The sequence below is a fragment of the Streptomyces sp. NBC_01451 genome (genome assembly GCF_036227485.1).
Taxonomy (GTDB): domain Bacteria; phylum Actinomycetota; class Actinomycetes; order Streptomycetales; family Streptomycetaceae; genus Streptomyces.
This window is the reverse complement of sequence record NZ_CP109479.1, coordinates 2,381,128-2,404,921: the sequence shown is the minus strand read 5'-3', so window position 1 is coordinate 2,404,921 and position 23,794 is coordinate 2,381,128. Positions and strand designations below refer to the sequence as shown.

At 73.0% G+C, this 23,794-nt stretch carries 19 protein-coding genes; 14 read left to right on the top strand and 5 right to left on the bottom strand.

The features are described from left to right. The first annotated feature begins 20 nt into the window (after positions 1–20). The gene (locus OG595_RS10130; RefSeq protein WP_329270213.1) at positions 21–1,727 is read left to right on the top strand and encodes a proline--tRNA ligase; all 1,707 of its coding nucleotides are present in this window, start codon (positions 21–23) and stop codon (positions 1,725–1,727) included. A 106-nt stretch (positions 1,728–1,833) separates the two neighbouring features. Here OG595_RS10130 and OG595_RS10125 read toward each other — a convergent pair whose 3' ends face one another. Further along, on the bottom strand, positions 1,834–2,220 hold the full coding sequence (locus OG595_RS10125; protein WP_329270211.1) for a hypothetical protein: 387 nt from the start codon (positions 2,218–2,220) through the stop codon (positions 1,834–1,836). Positions 2,221–2,235: 15 nt separating this feature from the next. Here OG595_RS10125 and OG595_RS10120 point away from each other — a divergent pair, with 15 nt between their 5' ends. Genes OG595_RS10120 through OG595_RS10105 form a run of 4 tightly spaced genes read left to right on the top strand, consistent with a single transcriptional unit; the run spans position 2,236 to position 5,252 of the window. Continuing rightward, the gene (locus OG595_RS10120; protein ID WP_329270210.1) at positions 2,236–3,228 is read left to right on the top strand and encodes an FAD:protein FMN transferase; all 993 of its coding nucleotides are present in this window, start codon (positions 2,236–2,238) and stop codon (positions 3,226–3,228) included. Beyond that, positions 3,225–3,818 (top strand): ferric reductase-like transmembrane domain-containing protein, encoded by a 594-nt coding sequence (locus OG595_RS10115; protein ID WP_329270208.1) that lies wholly within the window; start codon positions 3,225–3,227, stop codon positions 3,816–3,818. Before OG595_RS10120 ends, OG595_RS10115 begins: the two co-directional genes overlap by 4 nt. Continuing rightward, positions 3,815–5,035, top strand: a complete 1,221-nt coding sequence (locus tag OG595_RS10110) for an NADH-ubiquinone oxidoreductase-F iron-sulfur binding region domain-containing protein (RefSeq protein WP_329270205.1) — start codon at positions 3,815–3,817, stop codon at positions 5,033–5,035. Before OG595_RS10115 ends, OG595_RS10110 begins: the two co-directional genes overlap by 4 nt. A 1-nt stretch (position 5,036) precedes the next feature. After that, positions 5,037–5,252, top strand: a complete 216-nt coding sequence (locus tag OG595_RS10105; RefSeq protein WP_329270203.1) for a ferredoxin — start codon at positions 5,037–5,039, stop codon at positions 5,250–5,252. 28 nt (positions 5,253–5,280) lie between these two features. Here OG595_RS10105 and OG595_RS10100 read toward each other — a convergent pair whose 3' ends face one another. The 3 genes from OG595_RS10100 to OG595_RS10090 are packed head-to-tail and all read right to left on the bottom strand — an operon-like array spanning position 5,281 to position 7,309. Next, positions 5,281–6,204 carry an aminoglycoside phosphotransferase family protein gene (locus tag OG595_RS10100; RefSeq protein ID WP_329270201.1) on the bottom strand — a complete coding sequence of 308 codons (924 nt, stop codon included), beginning with the start codon at positions 6,202–6,204 and terminating at the stop codon, positions 5,281–5,283. Positions 6,205–6,245: 41 nt separating this feature from the next. After that, on the bottom strand, positions 6,246–6,761 hold the full coding sequence (locus tag OG595_RS10095) for a ferritin-like domain-containing protein (RefSeq protein ID WP_329270198.1): 516 nt from the start codon (positions 6,759–6,761) through the stop codon (positions 6,246–6,248). Continuing rightward, positions 6,758–7,309 (bottom strand): hypothetical protein, encoded by a 552-nt coding sequence (locus tag OG595_RS10090; RefSeq protein WP_329270195.1) that lies wholly within the window; start codon positions 7,307–7,309, stop codon positions 6,758–6,760. The genes OG595_RS10095 and OG595_RS10090 overlap by 4 nt, the downstream gene beginning before the upstream one ends. 215 nt (positions 7,310–7,524) lie before the next feature. Between OG595_RS10090 and rimP the strand changes: the two genes are divergently transcribed. The 9 genes from rimP (at position 7,525) to OG595_RS10045 (ending at position 19,932) form a co-directional block, all read left to right on the top strand. Next, on the top strand, positions 7,525–8,055 hold the full coding sequence (gene rimP / locus OG595_RS10085) for a ribosome maturation factor RimP (protein WP_329270193.1): 531 nt from the start codon (positions 7,525–7,527) through the stop codon (positions 8,053–8,055). A gap of 2 nt (positions 8,056–8,057) precedes the next feature. After that, positions 8,058–9,104, top strand: a complete 1,047-nt coding sequence (gene nusA / locus OG595_RS10080; protein ID WP_329270190.1) for a transcription termination factor NusA — start codon at positions 8,058–8,060, stop codon at positions 9,102–9,104. Positions 9,105–9,205: 101 nt separating this feature from the next. Then, complete coding sequence (locus OG595_RS10075; RefSeq protein WP_079054056.1) at positions 9,206–9,484, top strand: YlxR family protein; 279 nt, start codon at positions 9,206–9,208, stop codon at positions 9,482–9,484. A 147-nt stretch (positions 9,485–9,631) separates the two neighbouring features. Beyond that, positions 9,632–12,814, top strand: a complete 3,183-nt coding sequence (gene infB, locus OG595_RS10070; protein ID WP_329270186.1) for a translation initiation factor IF-2 — start codon at positions 9,632–9,634, stop codon at positions 12,812–12,814. A gap of 222 nt (positions 12,815–13,036) precedes the next feature. Beyond that, positions 13,037–13,330: a DUF503 domain-containing protein gene (locus OG595_RS10065; RefSeq protein ID WP_044472747.1), complete on the top strand. Its 294-nt coding sequence runs from the start codon at positions 13,037–13,039 to the stop codon at positions 13,328–13,330. A 78-nt stretch (positions 13,331–13,408) separates the two neighbouring features. Continuing rightward, positions 13,409–13,870: a 30S ribosome-binding factor RbfA gene (gene rbfA, locus OG595_RS10060; protein ID WP_164418579.1), complete on the top strand. Its 462-nt coding sequence runs from the start codon at positions 13,409–13,411 to the stop codon at positions 13,868–13,870. Next, on the top strand, positions 13,867–14,775 hold the full coding sequence (truB, locus tag OG595_RS10055) for a tRNA pseudouridine(55) synthase TruB (protein ID WP_329270181.1): 909 nt from the start codon (positions 13,867–13,869) through the stop codon (positions 14,773–14,775). The genes rbfA and truB overlap by 4 nt, the downstream gene beginning before the upstream one ends. 293 nt (positions 14,776–15,068) lie before the next feature. Then, complete coding sequence (locus OG595_RS10050; protein WP_329270180.1) at positions 15,069–18,740, top strand: serine protease; 3,672 nt, start codon at positions 15,069–15,071, stop codon at positions 18,738–18,740. A gap of 244 nt (positions 18,741–18,984) precedes the next feature. After that, positions 18,985–19,932, top strand: coding sequence for a bifunctional riboflavin kinase/FAD synthetase (locus OG595_RS10045; RefSeq protein ID WP_329270179.1), 948 nt, complete (start codon positions 18,985–18,987; stop codon positions 19,930–19,932). Positions 19,933–20,029: 97 nt separating this feature from the next. Here the strand turns inward: OG595_RS10045 and OG595_RS10040 are convergent, their stop codons facing one another. Continuing rightward, complete coding sequence (locus tag OG595_RS10040) at positions 20,030–23,779, bottom strand: AAA family ATPase (protein ID WP_443073329.1); 3,750 nt, start codon at positions 23,777–23,779, stop codon at positions 20,030–20,032. Positions 23,780–23,794 lie beyond the last annotated feature (15 nt).

Below are 23,794 nucleotides of genomic sequence, written 5' to 3'. Positions count from 1 at the left end.
AGCAGCAGGAGTCGAGAATCATGGCCCAGGCCCAGGTCCAGCGCATGTCCCGTTTGATGGTCAAGACACTGCGTGACGACCCCGCCGACGCCGAGGTGCTCAGCCACAAGCTCCTGGTCAGGGCCGGTTATGTGCGCCGTACCGCCGCCGGTCTGTGGTCCTGGCTGCCGCTCGGCAAGAAGGTCCTGGCCAACGTGGAGCGCGTCGTCCGCGAGGAGATGGACGCCATCGGCGCCCAGGAGGTCACGCTGCCCGCCCTGCTGCCGAGGGAGCCCTACGAGGCGACCGGCCGCTGGGACGAGTACGGCCCCGAGCTGTTCCGCCTCAACGACCGCAAGGGCGGCGACTACCTCCTCGGCCCGACCCACGAGGAGATCTTCACCCTCCTGGTCAAGGACCAGTGCACGTCCTACAAGGACCTGCCCGTGATCCTCTACCAGATCCAGAACAAGTACCGCGACGAGGCCCGCCCGCGCGCCGGCATCCTGCGGGGCCGCGAGTTCCTGATGAAGGACTCGTACTCCTTCGACACGGAGGACGAGGGCCTGGCCAAGTCGTACGCCCTGCACCGTGAGGCGTACCAGAGGATCTTCGCGCGTCTCGGCCTCGACTACCGCATCTGCGCCGCCACCGCGGGTGCCATGGGCGGCTCCAAGTCCGAGGAGTTCCTCGCCCCGGCCGCCGCCGGCGAGGACACCTTCGCGGACTGCCCCAACTGCGACTACGCCGCCAACACCGAGGCGATCACGTACGCGCTCCAGCCGGTGGACGGGTCGGCCGTCCCGGCCCTCGAAGAGATCCCCACCCCCGACACCCCGACCATCGAGACGCTCGCCGCGTACCTGGAGGTCCCCGCCTCCGCCACCCTCAAGAACCTCCTCATCAAGGTGGACGGCGAGATCGTCGCGATCGGCGTCCCCGGTGACCGTGAGGTCGACCTGGGCAAGGTCGAGGCGCACTTCGCGCCCGCCGCCGTCGAACTCGTCACCGCCGAGGACTTCACGGGCCGCGACGACCTGGTACGCGGTTACGTCGGCCCGCAGGGTCTGGAGAAGGTCCGCTACTTCGCCGACCCGCGCGTCGCCCCCGGCACCGCGTGGATCACCGGCGCCAACAAGGCGGGCGTGCACGCGAGGAACGTTGTCGCCGGCCGGGACTTCGAGGTCGACGAGTACATCGACTCCGTGGTCGTCCAGGAGGGCGACCCCTGCCCGGCCTGCGGCACCGGCCTCAAGCTGGACCGCGCCATCGAGATCGGCCACATCTTCCAGCTCGGCCGCAAGTACGCCGACGCCCTCAGCCTCGACGTCCTCGGCCAGCAGGGCAAGCCGGTCCGCGTGACCATGGGCTCGTACGGCATCGGTGTCTCCCGCGCGGTCGCGGCCCTCGCCGAGCAGCACGCCGACGAGCAGGGCCTGTGCTGGCCCAAGGAGATCGCCCCGGCCGACGTCCACGTCGTCGCCGCAGGCAAGGCCCTCCAGATCGAACTGGCCCTCGACGTCTCCGACAAGCTGGCCGCGGCCGGCGCCCGCGTCCTGGTCGACGACCGCGCCGGGGTCTCCCCGGGCGTCAAGTTCACGGACGCCGAGCTGATCGGCGTACCGAAGATCCTGGTGGCGGGCCGCCGTTCGGCCGAGGGCGTCCTCGAACTGAAGGACCGCCGGACGGGCGAGCGCGAGGAACTGACGGTCGAGGAAGCGATCGCCCGGCTGACCGCCACCGCCTGACGACGCGCGTGATTTAAATCCGGCTCTCAGAGAGTTCTCGGGAGGCGTATGGGCGCCTCACAGACTTCTCTCAGGCTGGTCCCCGAACGTAGGGCGTGACACAGAGTCACGTCCTACGGAGGGGAACGGCCATGACGGTCAGGGAGCAGGATCGGGGAGCCGCCGCGGCGGTGCGCAGAGGGGTACGGCGCACGGCGGCCGTGGCGGCGGCGGTCTCGCTGGCCGCGGCGGCCGGGATGTTCGCCCTCGTCGGCACGATGGAGTCGGACGCGGCGACGACCGCGAGCAGCACCTCGGACTCGACGTCCAGTTCGAGCACCAGCTCAAGCACGGACAGCAGCTCAAGCACCGACACCGGCACGAGTACCGACACCAGCACGGACACCTCCTCCTCGTCGACGGACTCGTCCACGTCGGACAGCTCGTCCGCCGGCCTCCAGTCCTCCTCGGACGGCCTGACCTCCTCCGACTCCAGCGGCTCCGCCGACTCCACCTCGGGGGCGTCGTGATGACCACCGCCGTCCGCCCCACGGCCGCCGCCGACTGGCGTGCCCTCGGCACCAGCGTCCGGCTCGTCACCACCGACCCGGCCCTGCTGGACTCCTGCAACCTTCTCCTGGCCCGCCATCTGGCCGAGGTCGACGCCACCTGCAGCCGCTTCCGCGCCGACTCCGAACTCTCCGCCCTGGACGACAGCGACGGCCGCCCGACCCTGGTCAGCCCGCTGCTCGCCGAGGCCCTGGCAGTGGCCCTGCGCGCGGCCGAGGCGACCGACGGAGCCGTGGACCCGACGGTCGGCTCGGCGCTGGAAGCGCTCGGCTACGACCGCGACTTCACCCTCGTCCAGGAGGACGACCGCCCGGTACGGCTCAGCGTGCGGCGCGTTCCCGGCTGGCGCCGGATACATCTGGACCGCGCGACCGGCACGGTCACCGTCCCGTCCGGCATCCGACTCGACCTGGGCGCCACCGCGAAGGCCTGGGCCGCCGACCGGGCCGCGCGAACACTCGCCCGGGCCGCCGGGTGCGGAGTCCTGGTGAGCCTGGGCGGCGACACGGCGGTCGCGGGCGAACCCCCGGCGGGCGGCTGGCGCATCCGCGTCCAGGACGTCACCGGCCCGGCGGAGGCACCGCCCGCCCAGGGCCCGTACGCCACGATCGGCCTCCACAGCGGCGGCCTCGCCACCTCCGGCACGGCTGCCCGCCACTGGCGCCGGGGCGAGCACACCCTCCACCACATCATCGACCCGGCCACGGGCCTCCCCGCCCGCACCCCCTGGCGCACGGTCTCCGTGGCGGCGGCCAACTGCGCCGACGCCAACGCGGCGACCACGGCGGCCCTGGTGAAGGGCCCGGGCGCGGAACGCTGGCTGACGGGGCTGGGCCTCCCGGCGAGGCTGGTGGCGAGGGACGGAACGGTCGTGACGACGCCGGGCTGGCCCGCTCCCGCCTTTCCGGTGATCGGGGACGAGCCCGTGCAGCCCGAAGGGGGGCCGGCGTGACCTCGGAAACCCTCTGGTACGCCAACCGGGCGACAGGTGCCGTATGCCTGGTCCTCTTCACCGTCGTCGTCCTGCTCGGCATCGCCGTGAGGCTGAGAGGCAGGCTCCCGGGTCTCCCCAGATTCGGCACCGTGAGCCTCCACCGCACCCTCTCCCTCTCCGCCACCGCCTTCCTCGTCCTCCACATAGCCGCCGCGGTGATCGACGGATACGTCGACATCACCCCCCTCGACGCCCTCGTCCCCTTCGTCTCCGACTACCAGCCCCTCTGGCTGGGCCTCGGCACGGTCGCCCTCGACCTGATGCTCGCGGTACTGGTCACCAGCCTCCTGCGCGCCCGCCTCGGCCACCGCACCTGGCGTGCCGTGCACTGGCTCGCGTACGTCTCCTGGCCGGTGGCCCTCGTCCACGGCATCGGCATCGGCACGGACACCGGAGCCGACTGGATGACCTGGCTGACCGTGTCCTGCGTCGCCGCCGTGCTCCTCGCCTTCGGCATCCGCACGGCCCATGCGGCACGCGCCTCCCGCCGGACCCCGGCAGCCCTGCTCCACACACCGGAACGCACGCTCGAAGGGGCCCGCTCATGACCGCCACGTACACCGAGGTCCTCATGTCGCCCCGCCTCCTGGCTCCCGGCGGCGCCCCGGCCGACCTCACCACCCACGAGCAGCGCTACGGGCCCGTCTCTTACGGCAACCCACCCCAACTCCTGCATTCCGTCGCCGAGTCGGGCCTCACCGGCCGCGGCGGAGCCGCCTTCGCCACCTACCGCAAACTCGTCTCCGTGGCCGACGCCGGCCGCCGGACCGGCCGTGCCCCGGTGGTCGTCGCCAACGGTGCCGAGGGCGAGCCCGCGAGCCGCAAGGACAAGACGCTGCTGCATCTCTCACCCCATCTCGTCCTGGACGGGCTCCAGTTGGCGGCCGAGGCGGTCGGTGCCGCAGAGGCGTACCTCGCGGTGGAGGCGGGCGCGAGCCATCTGGAGGCCGCCCTCGCCGAGCGCCGTCGCGACCCGCTGTCCGTCAAGGTCGTCCGGGTCCCCAGGCGGTTCCTGTCCGGCCAGTCCTCCGCGCTCGCCTCGTACGTGTCGGGTGGCGCCGCCCTTCCGCAGCACCAGCGCCCGCCGGTGCGGGAGCGCGGGGTGCACCGGGCCCCCACCCTCGTCCAGAACGTCGAGACGCTGGCCCACCTGGCGCTGATCGCCCGTTACGGCGCCGACTGGTTCCGGGCCGCCGGTACGCCCTCGGAACCCGGCAGCGCGCTCTGCACGGTGCATGTGCCCGGGCGTGAAGTACGGGTCGTCGAGGCCCCGTTCGGGATGCCGATCGGGAGGCTGCTGCCACTGGGTCCCGCCGACTCGGTCCTCGTCGGTGGCTACCACGGCACCTGGATACCGGCCCCTGAGGCGGCCCAACTCCCGCTCGACACGATGCATTTGGGTGCGGGTGTGCTCGCCGTACTGCCCGCCGACCACTGCGGCCTCGCCGAAACCGCCCGCGTCCTGCGGTACTTGGCCCTGGAGTCGGCAGGTCGGTGCGGCCCCTGTCTCAACGGCCTGCCCCGGATCGCCGCCGCCTTCCAGACCCTGGCCGCCCCCGGGCCCCAGGGCACGGTCCGCGCGGACGTCGCCCGCTGGGCCGGCCTCGTCGAGGGCCGCGGAGCCTGCCATCACCCCGACGGCACGGTCCGTCTGGTCCGCTCGGCCCTGACCACCTTCGCCACCGAACTCGACGCCCACGCGACCGGCTACTGCACGGCGACGGATGCGACCCCGCTGCTGCCCGTGCCCGACGAGAGGAGCTGACATGCCCCAGAGCCACGAGACGACGACGATCGACATCGACTGGACGTCCTGCAAGGCCCACGGCCTGTGCGCCGAACTGCTCCCGGAACACATCACGCCGGACGAATGGGGCTACCCACTCGTCGACGGCACCCCGATCCCCGCCCGCACGCTGAAACGAGCCCGCAGAGCGGCGGCCGACTGTCCCGTCCTGGCCCTCGGACTCACGGTCGGGTGACCTGCCCGGGGCGCGGGACGGCAAGTCCTCAGAGCCACCCGGCGAACTCCAGCAACAACTCCGCGTCCTTGGGCCGCCCCACCCGAAGCGCCCGAACCCCCGACTCCACAGCCCTGAACAGCGTCCACCCCCGCAGCCGCTCCTGATCCACGTCCAGCGACTCGGCGAGCCGCTTCACCCGCCGCCGGGTGATGCCCGCCCCCGACGACGACCCGATCAGGTCCTCCACCCGATCCCGAACCAGTCGCGCCAAATCGAACGCGCACTCACCGACCACCGGATCCGGCCCCACCGCGAGCCAAGGCACCCGCTCCGCGGCCAACACCTTGCTCTGCCGGAACGTACCGTGCAGCAACCGTGTCTCGGGCGGCGCGACCAGCAACTCCTCGCGCGCGGAGAGCGCCGCCTCGACCAGGGTCGCCACCTCGGAGTCCGTACCGGCGCTCGCCGACATCGCCTCGGCCTGCCGCCCGGTCCGCGAGGCCACCGTCTCGAACACCGCCTCCGAGCCGGCGGGCGGCTCGACCCACAGCCGCCGCAGCGTTCCCGCCGCCTCCAGCAGGGCCTTCGCCTCGGGCAGTGACCGCACCGACACATCCGGATGCAGCCGCTCCAGCAGCAGCACACCCTCGCCGCTGAGACCGCCGGAACCGTCCGCCGGCTCCAGCAACTGCACCGCACCCGCCCCGCCCCAGTGCGCCAGCGCCATCCGCTCGCTCTCCGGCCGGGCCCTGCGCGGCGCCAGCTTCAGGACGGCGGGCGTACCGTCAGCCCGCCGCACCAGCACCACCAGGCTGCTGCGACCGCCCGGAACCTGCACCCGCTCCACGGTCAACACGCGTAGATCCACGGCCTGTTGAGCCATCACGGGCAGCCGCGCCAGCCAGTCGTCACCGTCGGGTCGCGTCTCGCGGAGCGCCCTCACCAGACGGGACGGCGGTTCGAAAGCCATGCGCGAGTCGTTTCCTTCCGGTACGCGGGATGCGGGACGGGCTACGCCGTGGGTGTCGCCGACGCCGTGGCCGGTGCCGACGCGGAGCCGGACCGCTCGGCAAGACCAGGGAAGGGTACGCTCCCGCCCCGCCACCGCACCGCCCGCACCGCGGCTTCCCGCAGGCCCTCGGCGCCCGTCCGGCGCCGATCGCCCCCGGTTGCCCGGACCAGGTCGGAGTACACCCCGGCGACCCGCTTCTCCAGCTCGGCGGCGAGACGGACGGCGCCGTCCGAGTCCGACACGGGGAACGGCAGGGCGTACCCGGCCGCCGCGGCCACCGGCGTGCCCCCGAGGTTCCGCACCGCGCGCGCCAGCTCGTCGCGCCGGGCCCGATGGGCGTCGTAGGCGGCCCGCGCCTCGGTCCGGCGGGCCTCGCCGATCAGCCCGCCGACGACTCCGTACCCGTACACCGCCGCGTGCTCGGCGCCGAGGGCGGCCTGGAGGGCGGTCAGCTCGGCAGAGTCCTTCTCGGCCTTCCGGCCCTTCTCGGTCCTGTTCGACTTCGCCCCGCTCACTTCGCGCCCTCCGTCAGCAGATACACGTGCGCGGCCCCGGCAGCCGCCACCGAGGCCAGCAGCCGCGCCAGCTCGCCCGGCATCTCCAGGAGCGCCTTCGTGCGCCGGTCCACGAGGGTCCGCTCGGCGGCGGCGAGGCCGGCGAGGGCCTCCCGCTCACTCCGCGGCGCCGCAGAAGCCGAAGGGGACGCGGATGCCGTGGTGGGCGTGGCTGTGGGCGTGGGCGTCGGCGTGGGTGTCGGCTCGCCGCCGCCGAACGACTCCGCGTGCCGTACGACCTCCGCCCGCAGCTCCGACAGCCGCTCCGCCAGTGCCGGAAACGCGGCGATCGCCGCGTCGTACTGCTGTACGAGCCCCGCGCTGTCGCGTTCCGCACGCGCGCGTGTGCGTTCGGCGACCGACGGGCTGCCGGCGCTCGTGGCCGTCGTGTCGGGTTCGGCGGTGCAGCCCACGAGGAGGGCGGCGCCCGCGGCCGACGCGAGCAAGGTCCTTCGGCGTGGACCGGGAGGGGCTCCCAGCGGGGTGCGCGACGGTGGGGGGAACGGCACGGCAGTCGTCCTCGGAGGGCTCGTACGAACGGGACACCAGGGAAGGGCAGCACGCCCGTGATCACCGTACCCGCGCCCCGGCCCGCCGCCCGCCACCGGCGCAGCCGGGCGACGGGTGGCGTCCCGGTGGACGGCAACACCCCCTGGGACCGGATACCCTTTGACCTGACACGCGACATACCCACAACAGCACACGCGGCCGAGGAGTCACCCGGATGAGCACCACCCAGAGCGAGAGGCTTCGAGAGCTCCTGGAGCCGCTCGTCAGCTCGCAGGGTCTCGATCTCGAAGAGATCGCAGTGGATTCCGTCGGACGCAAGAGAGTGCTGCGGGTCGTCGTCGATTCCGACGACGGCGCCGATCTGGACGCGATCGCCGATGTGAGCCGCGCGCTCTCGGCGAAACTCGACGAGACGGACGCGATGGGCGCGGGGGAGTACACCCTGGAGGTCGGCACCCCCGGCGCCGAGCGCGAACTCACCGAGCACCGGCACTACGTCCGTGCCGTCGAGCGGCTGGTGAGGTTCCAGCTCACCGAGGGCGGCGGCGAAGTGGTCGCCCGGATCCTGACCGTGGACGACGACGGCATGGACCTCGAAGTGCCGGGCGTGAAGGGCCGGAAGGCCACCGCCCGCCGGCTCGCCTTCGCCGACATCGACAAGGCCCGCGTCCAGGTCGAGTTCAACCGCAAGGACAAGCAGGAGAAGTTGGACGAGCAGGACATGACGGAAGAGGAGGAGGCGTAGCCGTGGACATCGACATGAGTGCCCTGCGGGGCTTGGTGCGGGAGAAGGAGATCTCCTTCGACCTGCTGGTCGAGGCGATCGAGTCGGCCCTCCTCATCGCCTACCACCGCACCGAGGGAAGCCGCCGCCAGGCGCGCGTGAAGCTCGACCGGGAGACCGGTCATGTGACCGTGTGGGCGAAGGAGGACCCCCAGGAGCTGGAGGAGGGGCAGGAGGCCCGCGAGTTCGACGACACGCCGTCGGACTTCGGCCGGATCGCCGCCACCACCGCCAAGCAGGTGATCCTGCAGCGCCTGCGGGACGCCGAGGACGACGCGACGCTCGGCGAGTACGCGGGCCGCGAGGGCGACATCGTCACCGGTGTCGTCCAGCAGGGCCGCGACCCGAAGAACGTGCTCGTGGACATCGGCAAGCTGGAGGCCATCCTGCCGGTGCAGGAGCAGGTCCCCGGGGAGACCTACACGCACGGGCTGCGGCTGCGGTCGTACGTCGTCCGTGTGGCGAAGGGCGTGCGCGGTCCGTCCGTCACCCTCTCGCGCACGCACCCCAACCTGGTGAAGAAGCTCTTCGCGCTGGAGGTGCCCGAGATCGCGGACGGTTCCGTCGAGATCGCGGCCATCGCCCGTGAGGCCGGCCACCGCACGAAGATCGCCGTGCGGTCGACGCGCAGCGGCCTGAACGCCAAGGGGGCCTGCATCGGCCCCATGGGCAGCCGGGTGCGCAGCGTCATGGCCGAGCTGAACGGTGAGAAGATCGACATCGTCGACTGGTCGGACGACCCGGCCGACATGGTGGCGAACGCGCTGTCCCCGGCCCGGGTCAACAAGGTGGAGGTCGTCGACCTCGCCACCCGTTCCGCGCGCGTGACGGTCCCCGACTACCAGCTGTCGCTGGCGATCGGCAAGGAGGGCCAGAACGCCCGGCTCGCGGCCCGGCTGACCGGCTGGCGGATCGACATCCGCCCGGACACCGAGCAGCCGTCCGAAGGGTCCTCCGAGCGGCCGTCCGAACGGTCGTCCGAGCGGCCCGCTCGCCAGCCCCGGGACTAGCGGGGGAATAGATCCAAGCCGCAGGTGGCTGAGATCACGACAACAGCCGTTCGATTCTTGCCCCAAAGGGGTGAGGTCGCTGCGGGGAGGTAGACTTAGGAGTGTCTGGCCGGACGCGTGCCCGCGTATGCCCTGAACGCACCTGTGTGGGGTGTCGGGAGCGAGCGGCCAAGAAGGATCTGCTGCGCATCGTGGCGGTCGAGGGTGAATGCGTCCCCGATCATCGCGGTACGCTGCCCGGCCGGGGTGCGTACGTGCATCCCGCCCTGGTCTGCCTCGACCTGGCGGTCCGCCGCCGGGCATTTCCACGGGCACTGCGTGTCCAGGGAGCGCTCGACGTGGTGGCGTTGCGCCGGTACGTCGAGCAGGAAACACCGTAAAACGTGTCGCGCGGAACCCCGTGCGGCTCTGGTACCCCCGCGAGTTGGAAGTAGGTCGAGATTGCGATGAGCACTCGATGAGCACGCGATGAGTACGCCCATGAAGTAGCGACGGTCCGGCCGCAACCCGGACCTAAAAGGAGCGAAGTGGCTAAGGTCCGGGTATACGAACTCGCCAAGGAGTTCGGGGTGGAGAGCAAGGCTGTCATGGCCAAGCTCCAGGAACTCGGTGAATTCGTCCGATCGGCATCCTCGACGATCGAGGCGCCAGTAGTACGCAAGTTGACAGACGCCTTCCAGGGCGGGAGCAGCGCCAAGCCCGGCGCCCCCCGCAAGGCGGCTCCCAAGCCCGGCGCGCCCTCCCCGGCGCAGTCGGCCCGTCCGGCTGCCCCGCGGCCGCCGGCTCCCAAGCCCGCCGTGGCGGAGAGCCCCGCGGCTCCCGTCGCGCCCAGTGCGCCGAGCGCCCCGGTCACTCCGGCCGCCCCGGCCGCCCAGGGCTCACGTCCGACGCCGGGCCCCAAGCCCGCGCCGAAGCCGGTTGTCGCCGCGCCGGCCGCGCCGGAGTTCACCGCTCCGCCGTCGGCCCCGGTCACTCCGGCCGCCGCACAGGCTCCGCGTCCCAGCACCGGTGCCCGTCCGGGTGCCCCGCGTCCCGGCGCCCGTCCCTCGGGTCCCGGTCAGGACCGGGGGCAGGGTCAGGGCCAGGACCGCGGTCAGGACCGTGGCCAGGGCCGCGGTGAACGTCCGGGCGCCCCGCGTCCGGCCGGCCAGGGCGCTCCGCGTCCCGGCGGTGCCCGTCCGGCCGGTCCTCGACCGGGCAACAACCCCTTCACGTCCGGTGGTTCCACCGGGATGGCGCGTCCGCAGACGCCCCGTCCGGGCGGTGCCCCGCGTCCCGGCGGCCAGGGTGGCCCCGGTGCTCCCGGCGGCGCTCCGCGTCCGCAGGGCGCCGGCGGCGGCCAGGGCGCTCCCCGTCCGCAGGGTGCGGGTGGCGGGCGTCCGAGCCCGGGCGGCATGCCTCGTCCGCAGGGTGGTCCCGGTGGCGCTCCGCGTCCCGGTGGCGGCCCCGGTGGCAACCGTCCCAACCCCGGCATGATGCCGCAGCGTCCCGCTGCGGGCAGCCCGCGTCCCGGTGGCGGCCCTGGTGGCCGTGGTCCCGGTGGCGGCGGCGGTCGTCCCGGTGGTCCCGGTGGCGGTGCAGGCGGTCGTCCCGGTGGCGGTGGCGGCGGTTTCGCCGGCCGTCCGGCCGGTCCCGGTGGCGGCGGTGGCGGTTTCGCCGGTCGTCCCGGTGGTCCCGGTGGCGGTGGCGGCGGTTTCGCCGGTCGTCCGGGTGGTCCCGGTGGTGGCGGTGGCGGTCGTCCCGGCTTCGGTGGCCGTCCCGGTGGTCCGGGTGCCCGTGGTGGCACGCAGGGCGCCTTCGGCCGTCCCGGTGGTCCCGCGCGTCGCGGTCGCAAGTCGAAGCGGCAGAGGCGCCAGGAGTACGAGGCCATGCAGGCCCCGTCGGTCGGCGGCGTGATGCTGCCGCGCGGCAACGGACAGTCCGTCCGCCTGTCGCGTGGTGCCTCCCTGACCGACTTCGCCGAGAAGATCGGCGCCAACCCGGCGTCGCTCGTCGGCGTGATGATGAACCTCGGCGAGATGGTCACCGCCACGCAGTCCGTCTCCGACGAGACGCTGAAGCTCCTCGCGGACGAGATGAACTTCGTCCTCGAGATCGTCAGCCCCGAGGAGGAGGACCGCGAGCTGCTCGAGTCCTTCGACATCGAGTTCGGCGAGGACGAGGGTGGCGAGGAGTTCCTCGTCGCGCGTCCGCCGGTCGTGACCGTCATGGGTCACGTCGACCACGGTAAGACCCGCCTTCTCGACACCATCCGCAAGACGAACGTCGTCGCGGGCGAGGCCGGCGGTATCACGCAGCACATCGGTGCGTACCAGGTCGCGACCGTCGTCAACGACGAAGAGCGTCGCATCACCTTCATCGACACCCCCGGTCACGAGGCGTTCACCGCCATGCGTGCCCGTGGTGCCAAGTCGACCGACATCGCGATCCTCGTGGTGGCGGCCAACGACGGTGTGATGCCCCAGACGATCGAGGCGTTGAACCACGCCAAGGCGGCCGGTGTGCCGATCGTGGTCGCGGTCAACAAGATCGACGTCGAGGGCGCCGACCCGACCAAGGTGCGCGGTCAGCTCACCGAGTTCGGTCTGGTGGCCGAGGAGTACGGCGGCGACACGATGTTCGTCGACATCTCCGCCAAGCAGGGCCTCAACATCGAGGCTCTTCTGGAGGCCGTGGTCCTCACCGCGGACGCCTCGCTCGACCTGCGGGCCAACCCGGAGCAGGACGCGCAGGGCATCGCGATCGAGTCCCACCTGGACAAGGGCCGCGGCGCCGTCGCGACCGTCCTGGTCCAGCGAGGCACCCTGCGGGTCGGCGACACCATGGTGGTCGGCGACGCGTACGGCCGTGTCCGCGCGATGCTCGACGACAAGGGCGACAACGTGGAAGAGGCGGGTCCCTCGACCCCGGTCCTCGTCCTCGGTCTCACCAACGTCCCGGGCGCCGGCGACAACTTCCTCGTCGTCGACGAGGACCGCACGGCGCGTCAGATCGCCGAGAAGAGGGCGGCGCGCGAGCGCAACGCCAACTTCGCCCGCCGGGGTGTCCGGTTCTCCCTGGAGAACCTGGACGAGGCCCTCAAGGCCGGTCTGGTGCAGGAACTCAACCTCATCATCAAGGGCGACGCGTCCGGTTCGGTGGAGGCTCTCGAGTCCTCGCTGCTCCAGCTCGACGTCGGCGAAGAGGTCGACATCCGCGTCCTGCACCGCGGTGTGGGTGCCGTCACCGAGTCGGACATCGACCTGGCGACCGGCTCCGACGCCATCGTCATCGGCTTCAACGTCCGCGCTGCGGGCCGCGCGGCACAGATGGCGGAGCGCGAAGGCGTGGACGTCCGGTACTACTCGGTGATCTACCAGGCCATCGAGGAGATCGAAGCGGCCCTCAAGGGCATGCTCAAGCCGGAGTACGAAGAGGTCGAGCTCGGCACGGCGGAGATCCGCGAGGTCTTCCGCTCGTCCAAGCTGGGCAACATCGCCGGTGTGCTGGTCCGCTCCGGCGAGGTCAAGCGCAACACCAAGGCGCGGTTGCTGCGCGATGGCAAGGTCATCGCGGAGAGCCTCACCATCTCCGGTCTGCGTCGCTTCAAGGACGACGTCACCGAGATCCGCGAAGGCTTCGAGGGCGGTATCAACCTCGGAAACTTCAACGACATCAAGGTCGACGACGTCATCGCGACGTACGAGATGCGGGAGAAGCCGCGCGGCTGAGCAGGCTGTGTGTGATCAGGCTGGCCGGCGGGGAGAAGTCCCCGCCGGCCAGCCTGGCCTTTGTCGGGGGCAGTGCCCCCGGGGACGCGACGGGCCGGGGCGGCGGGGGCGGGAACAATCCCGTCGAGCGACCGCCCCGTTCGTTGTACGGTTCTTGATGTCCCCGCCCACACCGTCGGCGGGGCCATCGATCCCGCACCGGCGGGTCATCCGGATACACACATGTACGTGGGGACTCTGTCCTTCGACCTCCTGCTCGGCGACGTACGCTCGCTGAAGGAGAAGCGCTCCGTCGTCCGCCCGATCGTCGCCGAGCTCCAGCGCAAGTACGCGGTGAGCGCGGCCGAGGTCGAACACCTGGACCTGCACCGAAGAGCCGGCATCGGCCTGGCGGTCGTGGCCGGGGACGTGGGGCACATCACCGATGTGCTGGACCAGTGCGAGCGACTGGTGGCCGGGCGCCCCGAGGTGGAACTGCTGTCCGTACGACGGCGCCTCCACGGCGACGACGACTGACACCGGACGAATGACTTGCAGAACCGCAGAACCGCAGAACCGCAGAACCGCGGAACAGAAAGAACGGGAGACGGACCAGTGGCCGACAACGCGCGGGCGAAGAGGTTGGCTGACCTCATCCGAGAGGTGGTGGCCAAGAAGCTGCAGCGCGGGATCAAGGACCCGCGGCTCGGCACCCACGTCACCATCACGGACACCCGGGTCACCGGGGACCTCCGGGAGGCGACCGTCTTCTACACGGTCTACGGCGACGACGAGGACCGGGCAGCAGCCGCCGCCGGCCTGGAGAGTGCCAAGGGCGTCCTGCGTTCCGCCGTCGGTCAGGCCGCGGGCGTGAAGTTCACGCCGACCCTGACCTTCATCGCGGACGCGCTCCCGGACACCTCCAAGAAGATCGAGGACCTCCTCGACAAGGCCCGGGCGTCCGACGAGCAGGTGCGCCAGGCGTCCGCGGGCGCCGCGTTCGCCGGTGACGCGGACCCGTACAAGAAGCCGGACGACGAGGACGACACCGCAGGGACGGACGACACCGCCGAATGACGCAGAAGAACACCAGGACGCCCGACGGGCTTGTCATTGTCGACAAGCCGTCGGGCTTCACTTCGCACGACGTGGTCGCCAAGATGCGCGGGATCGCCAGGACCCGCCGCGTCGGACACGCCGGAACCCTCGACCCCATGGCCACGGGCGTGCTCGTCCTCGGAGTGGAACGGGCGACCAAGCTCCTCGGCCACCTCGCGCTGACCGAGAAGGAGTACCTGGGCACCGTCCGCCTCGGACAGAACACGCTCACCGACGACGCCGAGGGGGACATCACCTCCTCCACCGACGCCTCCGGGGTCACCCGCGAGGCCGTCGACGCCGGCGTCGCCAAGCTGACCGGCCGCATCATGCAGGTGCCGTCCAAGGTCAGCGCCATCAAGATCAACGGCGTGCGCTCCTACAAACGGGCCCGTGAGGGCGAGGAGTTCGAGATCCCGGCCCGCCCGGTCACCGTCTCCTCCTTCGCGGTGTACGACGTCCGGGAAGCCGTCGCCGCCGACGGCACCCCCGTACTCGACCTGGTCGTGTCGGTGGTGTGCTCCTCCGGTACGTACATCCGTGCGCTGGCCCGGGACCTGGGCGCCGATCTCGGGGTCGGCGGTCACCTCACCGCGCTGCGCCGGACGCGGGTCGGCCCGTACAAGCTGGACGGCGCCCGGACGCTCGACCAGTTGCAGCAGGAGCTGACGGTGATGCCGATCGCCGAGGCGGCCACCGCCGCGTTCCCGCGCTGGGACGTGGACGAGCGGCGGGCGCGGCTGCTGACGAACGGCGTACGGCTGGAGATGCCCGAGCAGTACACGGGTGCGGGTGCTGTGGCCGTCTTCGACCCCACCGGGCAGTTCCTCGCCCTGGTGGAGGAGGAGAAGGGCAAGGCGAAGAGCCTCGCCGTCTTCGTCTGAGGTCCGACGAGGTCCCACCTGGTCCGACGAGGTCCGAAGAGGTTCCGAGCCGTGGAGCGGCGATCACGGGGACACGTTCCCGCCGCTCCACGGTTCCCCCCTCGGTTCCCCCACCCAGAGGTGTGTCCATCCTTCACCCTTCATTCACCCGTCCGGGCAGGCGCTCGGAGTGAACCGAGGGGGCGGAAGGGGGCGCGTTCGTCGCAAGCTCTGTCCGGCTGATCATCGGATGCCTACCGTCGTCAGTAGACGCGTGCGTACGCAGGCTCGCGTGTTCGGCGGGGAGGTCGACGATGGCGGGACGGGGCCCGCGCGCCGGGGGCGGCCGTCGGCCGTCGGCCGGTGCGCGCGAGACACGGGAGGGCGAAACCGTCGGCGAGCCCGCCGGCGCGTCGCTCGTGAAGGTGTGCGACCTGGCCGGACGCCTTCGCGGCACGGGCTTCGTGGCCGACCACCACGGCACGCTGATCACCAGCCACGAGGCGGTCGACGGCTTGGCCCGGCTGGTTCTGCACGGCGCCGCCGACCGCGTGTGCGTGGTGTCCGCGGCGGATGCCGTGACCCCCCTTCCGGCTCTCGGTCTGGCCCTGGTGCACACCGAGGGCCTGGGCGCCGACCCGCTTCCCGTCTCCGTCCGGGACCGCGTCGCGACCGGAACATATGTACGGATCGCGGCGGGCGGCTGGCGCGAGGCGCGGGTGCTCGGCACGACCGACGTCATGTACACGGCCACGGACCGCTTCCATCTCCTCCCCGACGCCCTGGAGTTGGCGATCGGCACGGCGGGCAGCGACGCGCTGCGACTGGGCGGCGGCGCGGCCGGGGGACCGGTGCTCGACCGTACGACGGGAGCGGTGCTGGGGGTACTGGGCACCGCCCTGCTGCCGCAGCCCACGGGCGAGCCGGCGGAACCGGCCGGACACCGCGCGGCCGGGTTCGCGATCCCGTTGCGCGACCGGCGGGCAGCCGGGCTCGGACCCCTCGCCGACCTCCTCGCCCGCAACGCGGCGACGGTGCCGGCCTACGGCGCCGACCTCAACCTCGCGGGCGTCCTGGAACTGACGGCCACCTCGGTGGGCTCGGACGGACCGCCGGGCGCCCTGGCGGGCTTCGTGGGCCGCGCCTCGGGCGGCCTGGACGCGGGCGCGGTCGAGCCGGTCGAACGGGCGGAACTGGCAAGGGAGTTGAAGGATTTCACGGCCGCGCGAGAGTCCCCGGCCGTCGTCCTCGGCCTGGTCGGGGCCCCGGGCAGCGGCCGTACGACGGAACTCGCGGCCCTGGCCGCCCGCCGCCACCGGGACACGGAACCGGCCCCCACCCTGTGGCTGCGCGGCGCCGACCTGCGCGACGACGACACGTCGGTGGCGGACGCGGCCCGCCGCGCGCTGGACCGCGCGGGCCGGATCGTGGCCGCGTCGGGCACACCCGGCGCCGACCCGGACGACATCACCCCGGAAGCCCTGGCCCGCCTCGCCCACGACAACGGCCGCCCCCTCCTGCTCCTCCTCGACGGCCCCGAGGAAATGCCGCCGCTCCTCGCGCACCGTGCCCCCGAATGGACGAGGGCGACGGAGGAATGGCTCCACGAAGCGAACGCCCGCCTGGTGATGGCCTGCCGCCCGGAGTACTGGGAACAGACGGGCACCCTGTCCTCGGCCCGTCCGGGGGTCCCCCCTCCGGGGGAGCCTGAGGACGAGGCCGTTCAGGCCGAAGGGGGGTCCCCCAGAGGGGGCCGCGCGGGCGAAACCACCACACGCCCACCACACCCCCCGCGCCACCGCCACCTCCACCTCACCGACCTCACCGAAGCTGAAGCCCACCAGGCCCGGACCCGCTACGCCGTCCCCCCGACCGCCCTCACCCCCGAGGACGCCCGCCACCCCCTCACCCTCCGCCTCCTCTCCGAGGTCCGCGCAGCTCTCCCCGCCCTTCCCGACAGCCCCACCACCCCCCGCCTCGACCGCCACGACGTCTTCACCGCCTACCTCGACCTGATGTGCCTCCGCATCGCCGTCCGCCTCGCCGCCGAGAACGGCCTGCGCGGCACCCCCGTACGCCGCCTCGCCGCCAAGGTCTCCGGCCAGATCCACGAGGCCGCCCGCCGCAGTCTGGGACCCGGACAGGGCGAGCTGGACCGGGCCTCCTTCGAGTCCGTGTTCCCCTGGGGCCCCGCACCGGCCCGCCTGGGCGGCGGCACCGGCTGGGCGTCCGCCGTCCTCACCGAGGGTCTCCTCGTCCCCGCAGGCACCGGCTACCGCTTCGCCCACGAGGAACTCGCCGACTGGATCCAGGGCATGCACCTGGACCTCGACGAGGCGCTGCACGCCCTGGTCCACCGGCGCCGCCCAGGGAACGGCAAGGACACGGCCCCCGTCCCCGTACCGCACCACCGCATCGGGCCCGTCGTCCAGTCCCTCCTGCTCCTCGCCCGACAGCACGGAGCACCCGAACTCGCGCACCGGCTGCGGGAGTTGGTGCAGGCACTTGACCCCGGGCCCGCCTCCCGCACCCCGGCCTCGGCCTGGTGGGCGATTCACCTCCTCACCGAAGCGCTCCGCCACGTCCCCGACGCGACCCCGTACACCCATGTCCTGCGGCTCCTCGCCGACCACATCGTGGCCCGCCGCCGACAGAACCGGACGGTGCCACCGGAGTTGGGTCCCCCCTTCTGGACCGCGCTCCGGCTCCCCGAAGCCGCCCGCTTCGACCTGCTCCGCCGACTCGTCGTCGGCGACGAACCTCCGGCCCGGTCCGACCAGCCCCGCTACCTGGACGCCGTGGCCCAGCTGCTCGCCGCCGACCCCACCGCCGTACAACCGCTCCTCGCCCGCTGGTTCGACGACGAGCGTCCGCTGCCCGCGACGCCCGACGCGACCGTGGCGACCGCCGCCCAGGCACTGCTCCACACCCACCGTCACCGGGCCCCGGACGACCTGCTCGAAGCGCTCGTCGACAGCGCGCACCCGCGCGGGGACGAACTCCTCGCCGTACTCGCCGAGGAGGAGCCGTCCGCCGTCTGCCGGGCCGTGGACCGGTGGGCGCACGACGAGCGGCCGGCCCGGCGGGTCGCGGCGGTGGCGTACGGGCCGCGTGCCGCGTCCCATGTGCGCACGGAAGCCGACCGCGACCTCCTGAGCTACGCCGCCCTCGCCCTGCTCGCCCGTCCCGCCGACCGCACGCTGCACGGCGGTGCGCTCGCGCTCCTCGTCCATGATCCGCGCACCCGGGAGCGTCATCTCCCGCAGGCGTTGCGGCACTTCACTTCCGGCGACCCCCAACTGCCGCCGAGCGCCCTGATCGTCGCCCTGGCGACCCACCCCGAACCGGTCCTCGACGCGTTCCGGGCCAGGCTGCTCGGGCCGGCGCCGGGCGACACCCTGAGCACCCTCGCCGACGCCACGACCCCGGCCCTGGCCCACCGGGTCGCCACCCTCGTAGGGGAGGTGGTGGAACGGCGCCCGGAGACCGCCGGGCACCTGGCCGCGTACGTCAACGGGCGCCTGGACCACGGCCCCACCGTCCGGCCCGTACTCCTCCCACTGGTCGACGGCCTCCTCGACGGCGGCCCGGCACCGGTCCGCGCGGCCCTCGCGACCGTGCTGGCCGGGCCCGGGGCCCCCGCCTCCCACGCCCTCCGTCATGAACTCCTCGAAGCCCTCCTGTCCCGGGAGCACGACCCCACCGTCCTCGACGCGCTGCTCCGCGCCGTCGTGGGGGGCGCGACCGGCCACGACGAGTCGCGCACCCGGGGACTCGTGCACCGCTGCGGCCTGCTCCTCGTACGCACTCCGGACGGGGCGACGCGTTTCGACTGTGTCCTGGTCGAGTTGGCCCGTCGGGTGCCCGGATTCGCGGCGCTGATGGCGGGCTGGCTGACCGACACACCCGGGGAGTGGGCAGCCGTGGTCGGCCCCAGCACCCACCGCATGATCGAGAACCTGGCGGGGGTACGGGTCCCCGCGTGACCGAGCCCGGAAGCACCCTCGCCGACGGCTTCCGAAGCGGTTTCCGCGGAGTGCTCCTAAGCGGCTTCCGAAGCGGTTTCCGGAGCGACATCCATGACAACAGTCGACAATCGGTCACGTGCGCCCCGTCACAGCCTCCATGCCGATGCGAGCGGGGCGCGCTCGGCATGGCACCCTTAGACCTGCGTAAGAAGACCTGCGTAAGAGGCAGACACGGACACGGGTTCGACGAGGAGCGGTCACAGTGCAGCGCTGGCGTGGCTTGGAGGACATCCCCGAGGACTGGGGACGCAGCGTCGTCACCATCGGCTCCTACGACGGAGTCCACCGCGGACACCAGCTGATCGTCCGGCACGCCGTGGAGCGCGCCCGCGAGCTGGGCGTTCCGTCGGTCGTCGTCACGTTCGACCCGCACCCCAGCGAGGTCCTGCGCCCCGGCAGCCACCCGCCGCTGCTGGCCCCGCACCACCGCCGCGCCGAACTGATGGCCCAGCTGGGTGTCGACGCGGTCCTGATCCTCCCGTTCACCAAGGAGTTCTCGAAGCTCTCCCCGGCCGACTTCGTGGTCAAGGTCCTGGTCGACAAGCTGCACGCCCGGGCGGTCGTCGAGGGCCCGAACTTCCGTTTCGGCCACAAGGCGGCCGGCAACGTGGGGTTCCTGACCGAACTCGGCCGCACCTACGACTTCGACGTCGAGGTCGTCGACCTGTACGTGTCGGGCGAGGCGGGCGGCGGCGAGCCGTTCTCGTCCACGCTGACCCGTCGGCTGGTCGGCGAGGGTGACGTCGGGGGCGCCGGGGAGATCCTCGGCCGCCCGCACCGCGTGGAGGGCGTTGTCGTCCGGGGCGCCCAGCGAGGCCGTGAACTCGGCTTCCCGACCGCCAACGTCGAGACGCTGCCGCACACCGCGATCCCGGCCGACGGCGTCTACGCGGGCTGGCTGCACGCGGACGGCGAGAAGATGCCGGCCGCGATCTCCGTCGGCACGAACCCGCAGTTCGACGGCACGGAGCGGACGGTGGAGGCGTACGCCATCGACCGCGTGGGCCTCGATCTGTACGGCCTGCACGTCGCCGTCGACTTCCTGGCGTTCGTGCGCGGCCAGGCCAGGTTCGACTCACTGGACGCACTGCTCGTCCAGATGTCCGAAGACGTGAAGAAGTGCCGCGAGCTGATCGCGGCGGCGGAATAGCGCCGAGCGCAGGTAGCAGGTAGTCGGTTGCAGGAACAAGGGAAGGCGGCCGGTGCTCTCGGGCACCGGCCGCCTTCCCTCGTTCGTTCGCTCCCGCCTACTGCTGCTGCGGGGAACCGGGCTGCGGGGGCTGCTGCTGAGGCGGCTGGTAGGGCTGCCCGGGCTGCGGCGGGTAGCCGTACGGCTGCTGCGGCGGCTGATACGGCTGACCGGGCTGCTGCGGCGGCGGGTACTGCCCCGGCTGACCGGGCGGCGGCGGAACCTGCTGACCCTGCCCCGGAGCGGGCGGGGCCGGGTACGGCTGTCCCTGGACCGGATGTCCCGGAAACTGCTGCTGTCCCGGCATCGGCGGGGCCGCGACCGGGGGCGGGTTGCCGTCCGACGTCCACAGCCCGTGCATCTGCTGGTGGCGTACGAAGTCCTCGGCGATCATGGCGGCGAGGTTGAAGTAGGCCTCGCGCACCTTGGGCCGCATCATGTCGAGGTCGACCTCGGCACCGGCGGCGAGATGCTCGTCGAAGGGCACCGTGATGACGCCCCGGCAGCGTGTCTCGAAGTGGGAGACGATGTCCTCCACCTTGATCATCTTGCCGGTCTCGCGCACACCCGAGATGACGGTGAGGGACCGCGAGACGAGGTCCGCGTACCCGTGGGCGGACAGCCAGTCCAGCGTCGTACTGGCGCTGCTGGCACCGTCCACGGACGGCGTCGAGATGATGATCAGCTGATCGGCGAGGTCGAGTACGCCGCGCATGGCGCTGTAGAGCAGACCGGTACCGGAGTCGGTCAGGATGATCGGGTACTGCCTGCCCAGTACGTCGATCGCGCGCCGGTAGTCCTCGTCGTTGAAGGCCGTGGAGACGGCCGGGTCGACGTCGTTGGCGATGATCTCCAGCCCCGAGGGCGCCTGGGACGTGAACCGCCTGATGTCCATGTACGAGTTGAGGTAGGGGATCGCCTGGACGAGGTCGCGGATGGTGGCCCCGGTCTCGCGCCGCACGCGGCGGCCGAGCGTGCCGGCGTCCGGGTTGGCGTCGATGGCGAGGATCTTGTCCTGCCGCTCGGTGGCGAGGGTCGAGCCGAGCGCGGTGGTCGTGGTCGTCTTGCCGACACCGCCCTTGAGGCTGATCACGGCGATGCGGTAGCAGGACAGCACCGGCGTGCGGATCAGTTCGAGCTTGCGCTGCCGCTCGGCCTCCTCCTTCTTCCCGCCGATCTTGAACCGGGAGGACCCGGCCGCGGGCCGGCCGCTCTTCGCCTTCTGCTTCTTGTTGTTGAGCAGCCGGTCGGAGGACAGCTCGACGGCCGCGGTGTAACCGAGCGGCGCGGCACCGGGGTTGGTCATCTGCCGCTGGTCGTGCTGTATCGGCTGCGGCCAGGCGGCCCCGGTACGCGGATCCACGGGCGGCTGCGGCCCGGCGGGCTGCCCGGGCTGCGGAACCCCCGGCATGGGCTGGCCGTACGCCGGCTGCGGAGGTGACGCGGGAACGGCACCCGGGACCTGCCCCGGCATGTAGGGGGGCGCCTGAGGCCCGGCGTGCGGCTGGGGTGGTTCGGGCTGCTGCGGCACCTGAGGCTGCGGCGGTGTCTCCTGCGCGGGAGCCTGCGGGAAGGGGAACCCGTACCCACCGGGCGCCCCGGCGGGTCCACCGGGCGCGACAGGCTGCCCGGGGTGCGGGAATCCGTACCCGGGCTGCGGCGGACCGGCGGGGGGCGGGAAGCCGTACCCGTCCTGGGGGTTGGGCGCGGGGCTCGGGGGTGCGGCGACGGGGGCCGGGGCCGGGGGAGTGGAGTCATCCGGGGTGCCGGGAGCCGGAGGCTGACCGGCGGGCCGGGGGGAGTCGTGAGCGCCGTGGGGGTCGGGGGCGGCCGGTGCCGGGGCCGAGGTGCCGGCGGGCGGGAATCCGTAGCCGCCTGGGGCGTTGGGGTCTACCGCGTCCGGGGCTGGTGCTGCGGCCTGGGGCAAGCCGTAGCCGCTCTGGGGAGGGGCAGCCGTGGGTGCCTGGCCCGCGGTAGCGGCGGGGCTGCCGGGTGCGATGGGCTGCCCGGGGTGCGGGAAGCCGTGTCCGGCGGGAGGCGCATCCGGCGCGGGGGCGGGAGCGGAGGTGCTCTGGCCGGGGGTGCCGGGGTGCGGGAATCCGTACCCGCCTTGGGCGTTGGGGCCTGCCGGGTTGGGGCTGGGCGTGCCGGGCCGGGGGAAGCCGTACCCGACTTGGGGGTGGGGAGCTGTGGGCGCCGGGCCCGCGGTGTGGGCCGGGCCGGCGACCGGTGCTGCCGGAGGCGGGAAGCCGTACCCGGCGGCGGAGGCGTCCGGCACGGGGGCCGGGGCCGGGGCGCCGGGGGGCAGCAGGAAGTCATGCCCGCCCTGGGCGTTGGGGCCCACCGGATCGGGGGTGGGTGCGCCGGGCTGGGGGAAGCCGTGGCCGTCCTGGGGGTCGGGGCCCGCAGGGTTCGGAGCGGGCGGGCCCTGTTGGGGGAAGCCGTAGCCGCTCGGAGTGTTCGGAGCTGGGGTGCCCGGGGCGGGGAAGCCGTAGCCGCCTTGGGCGTTGGGGCCCGCCGGGTTCGGGGCGGGCGCGTTCGGCGGAGGGAAGCCGTACCCGTCCTGGGCGTTGGGGCCCGTGTTCGTGGCCGGCGTTGCCTGCGGCGGGAATCCATAGCCGACGGGTGGCGAACCCGGTGCCGGGGCGGGGGCCCCTGCGGCCGGGTGGGGAGGCGGGAAGCCGTACCCCGCCTGCGGGCTTGCCGGAGCCGGTGCCTGCGGCGGGCCGTTCCAGGCGGCGGGCGCGGGCTGCGGGGCCTGCGGCTGGAAAGGGGGCTGTATCGACGGTACGGGCGGCTGCTGCCCTGGCACGGCGGGAGCCTGAGGCTGCTGGCCCGGCGCCGGGGCTGCCGACGCGGCCTGTGGTTGAACGGGCGCCGCTTCCGGCTGCGTCGGCGGCTGAGGCTGCGGCTGCGCGGGCCACTGTCCCGCTGTGGCGGGGGCGCCGGCCGGCTGGAACGACGGAGGCAGCGGCGGCAGCCCGCCCTGGGACGTCGAGGAGGGGGCCCACGAGGGCGGCACGGTCCCGGGCGCGCCCTCCGGCAGCGGGGGCAGGACGAGCGGCGCTCTGGGCACCGAGCCCGGCGCGGGCCCGACCGGCGCGGAGCCTCGTACGTCGTCGACCGCGTCCGGCACCGGCGCCGCGTCCGCGAGTTCGGCGGCAGCCTCGGGTTCCGCCTCCTCCGGCTCGGCGGCCTGCGGCTCCCCGGCCGAATGTCCCTCGGGTTCCACGTCGACAGGTGTCACTTCGACGACCTCCACGACCTCGGCTACGGCCTCGGCGTCCTGAGCGTCGGTGTCCGCGTGCGCGTTCGCCGGCTCGACGTCCTGGGGCGTTGCGGCGTCGGCGGTGGCGTGCTGCTCCTGGGGCTCGTCCTCCTGGAGTTGGAGGGGGGGCACCCCGTGGTCCACCGCTTCGGCGGCCTCGCTGACGTCCGTACCCGCGTCGCTCTCGTCCCCGGGTCCAGCCCCGTCCTCGACCACCTCAGCCTCTGCGACGGGCTCGACCACGTCATCCGCGGACTCCGGGACGCTCGCGGCGACGACAGCCTCGCCCTCCACGGCCGCACCCACCGAGTCGTCACGGGCCTCACCGGCCTCACCGGAATTACCGCCGCCGTCAGCCACGATCACCGGCTGCTGCGGTTCCTCGACGGCTGCCCGCTCCGCGAAGTCGCGTTGCGCGGCGCCAGGGGAGATCCGCATCGTCGAACCGCTCTCCAGATCGCCGTCCCCGACCACATCAGCCGGCGGCGCGGGCGGAGCCGGAGGCAGCGGAGGGGTCCACTGGCCCGGGAACCCGCTCACGGGAAAACCGGGGAC

Bases quoted from the DNA above. Each gene is read 5' to 3' on its own strand.
- OG595_RS10110 (WP_329270205.1), top strand. From the start codon at position 3,815: ATGACCGCCACGTACACCGAGGTCCTCATGTCGCCCCGCCTCCTGGCT.
- OG595_RS10065 (WP_044472747.1), top strand. From the start codon at position 13,037: ATGTACGTGGGGACTCTGTCCTTCGACCTCCTGCTCGGCGACGTACGC.
- rimP (WP_329270193.1), top strand. From the start codon at position 7,525: ATGAGCACCACCCAGAGCGAGAGGCTTCGAGAGCTCCTGGAGCCGCTC.
- OG595_RS10105 (WP_329270203.1), top strand. From the start codon at position 5,037: ATGCCCCAGAGCCACGAGACGACGACGATCGACATCGACTGGACGTCC.
- truB (WP_329270181.1), top strand. From the start codon at position 13,867: ATGACGCAGAAGAACACCAGGACGCCCGACGGGCTTGTCATTGTCGAC.
- OG595_RS10100 (WP_329270201.1), bottom strand. From the start codon at position 6,204: ATGGCTTTCGAACCGCCGTCCCGTCTGGTGAGGGCGCTCCGCGAGACG.
- OG595_RS10120 (WP_329270210.1), top strand. From the start codon at position 2,236: ATGACCACCGCCGTCCGCCCCACGGCCGCCGCCGACTGGCGTGCCCTC.
- OG595_RS10050 (WP_329270180.1), top strand. From the start codon at position 15,069: ATGGCGGGACGGGGCCCGCGCGCCGGGGGCGGCCGTCGGCCGTCGGCC.
- OG595_RS10130 (WP_329270213.1), top strand. From the start codon at position 21: ATGGCCCAGGCCCAGGTCCAGCGCATGTCCCGTTTGATGGTCAAGACA.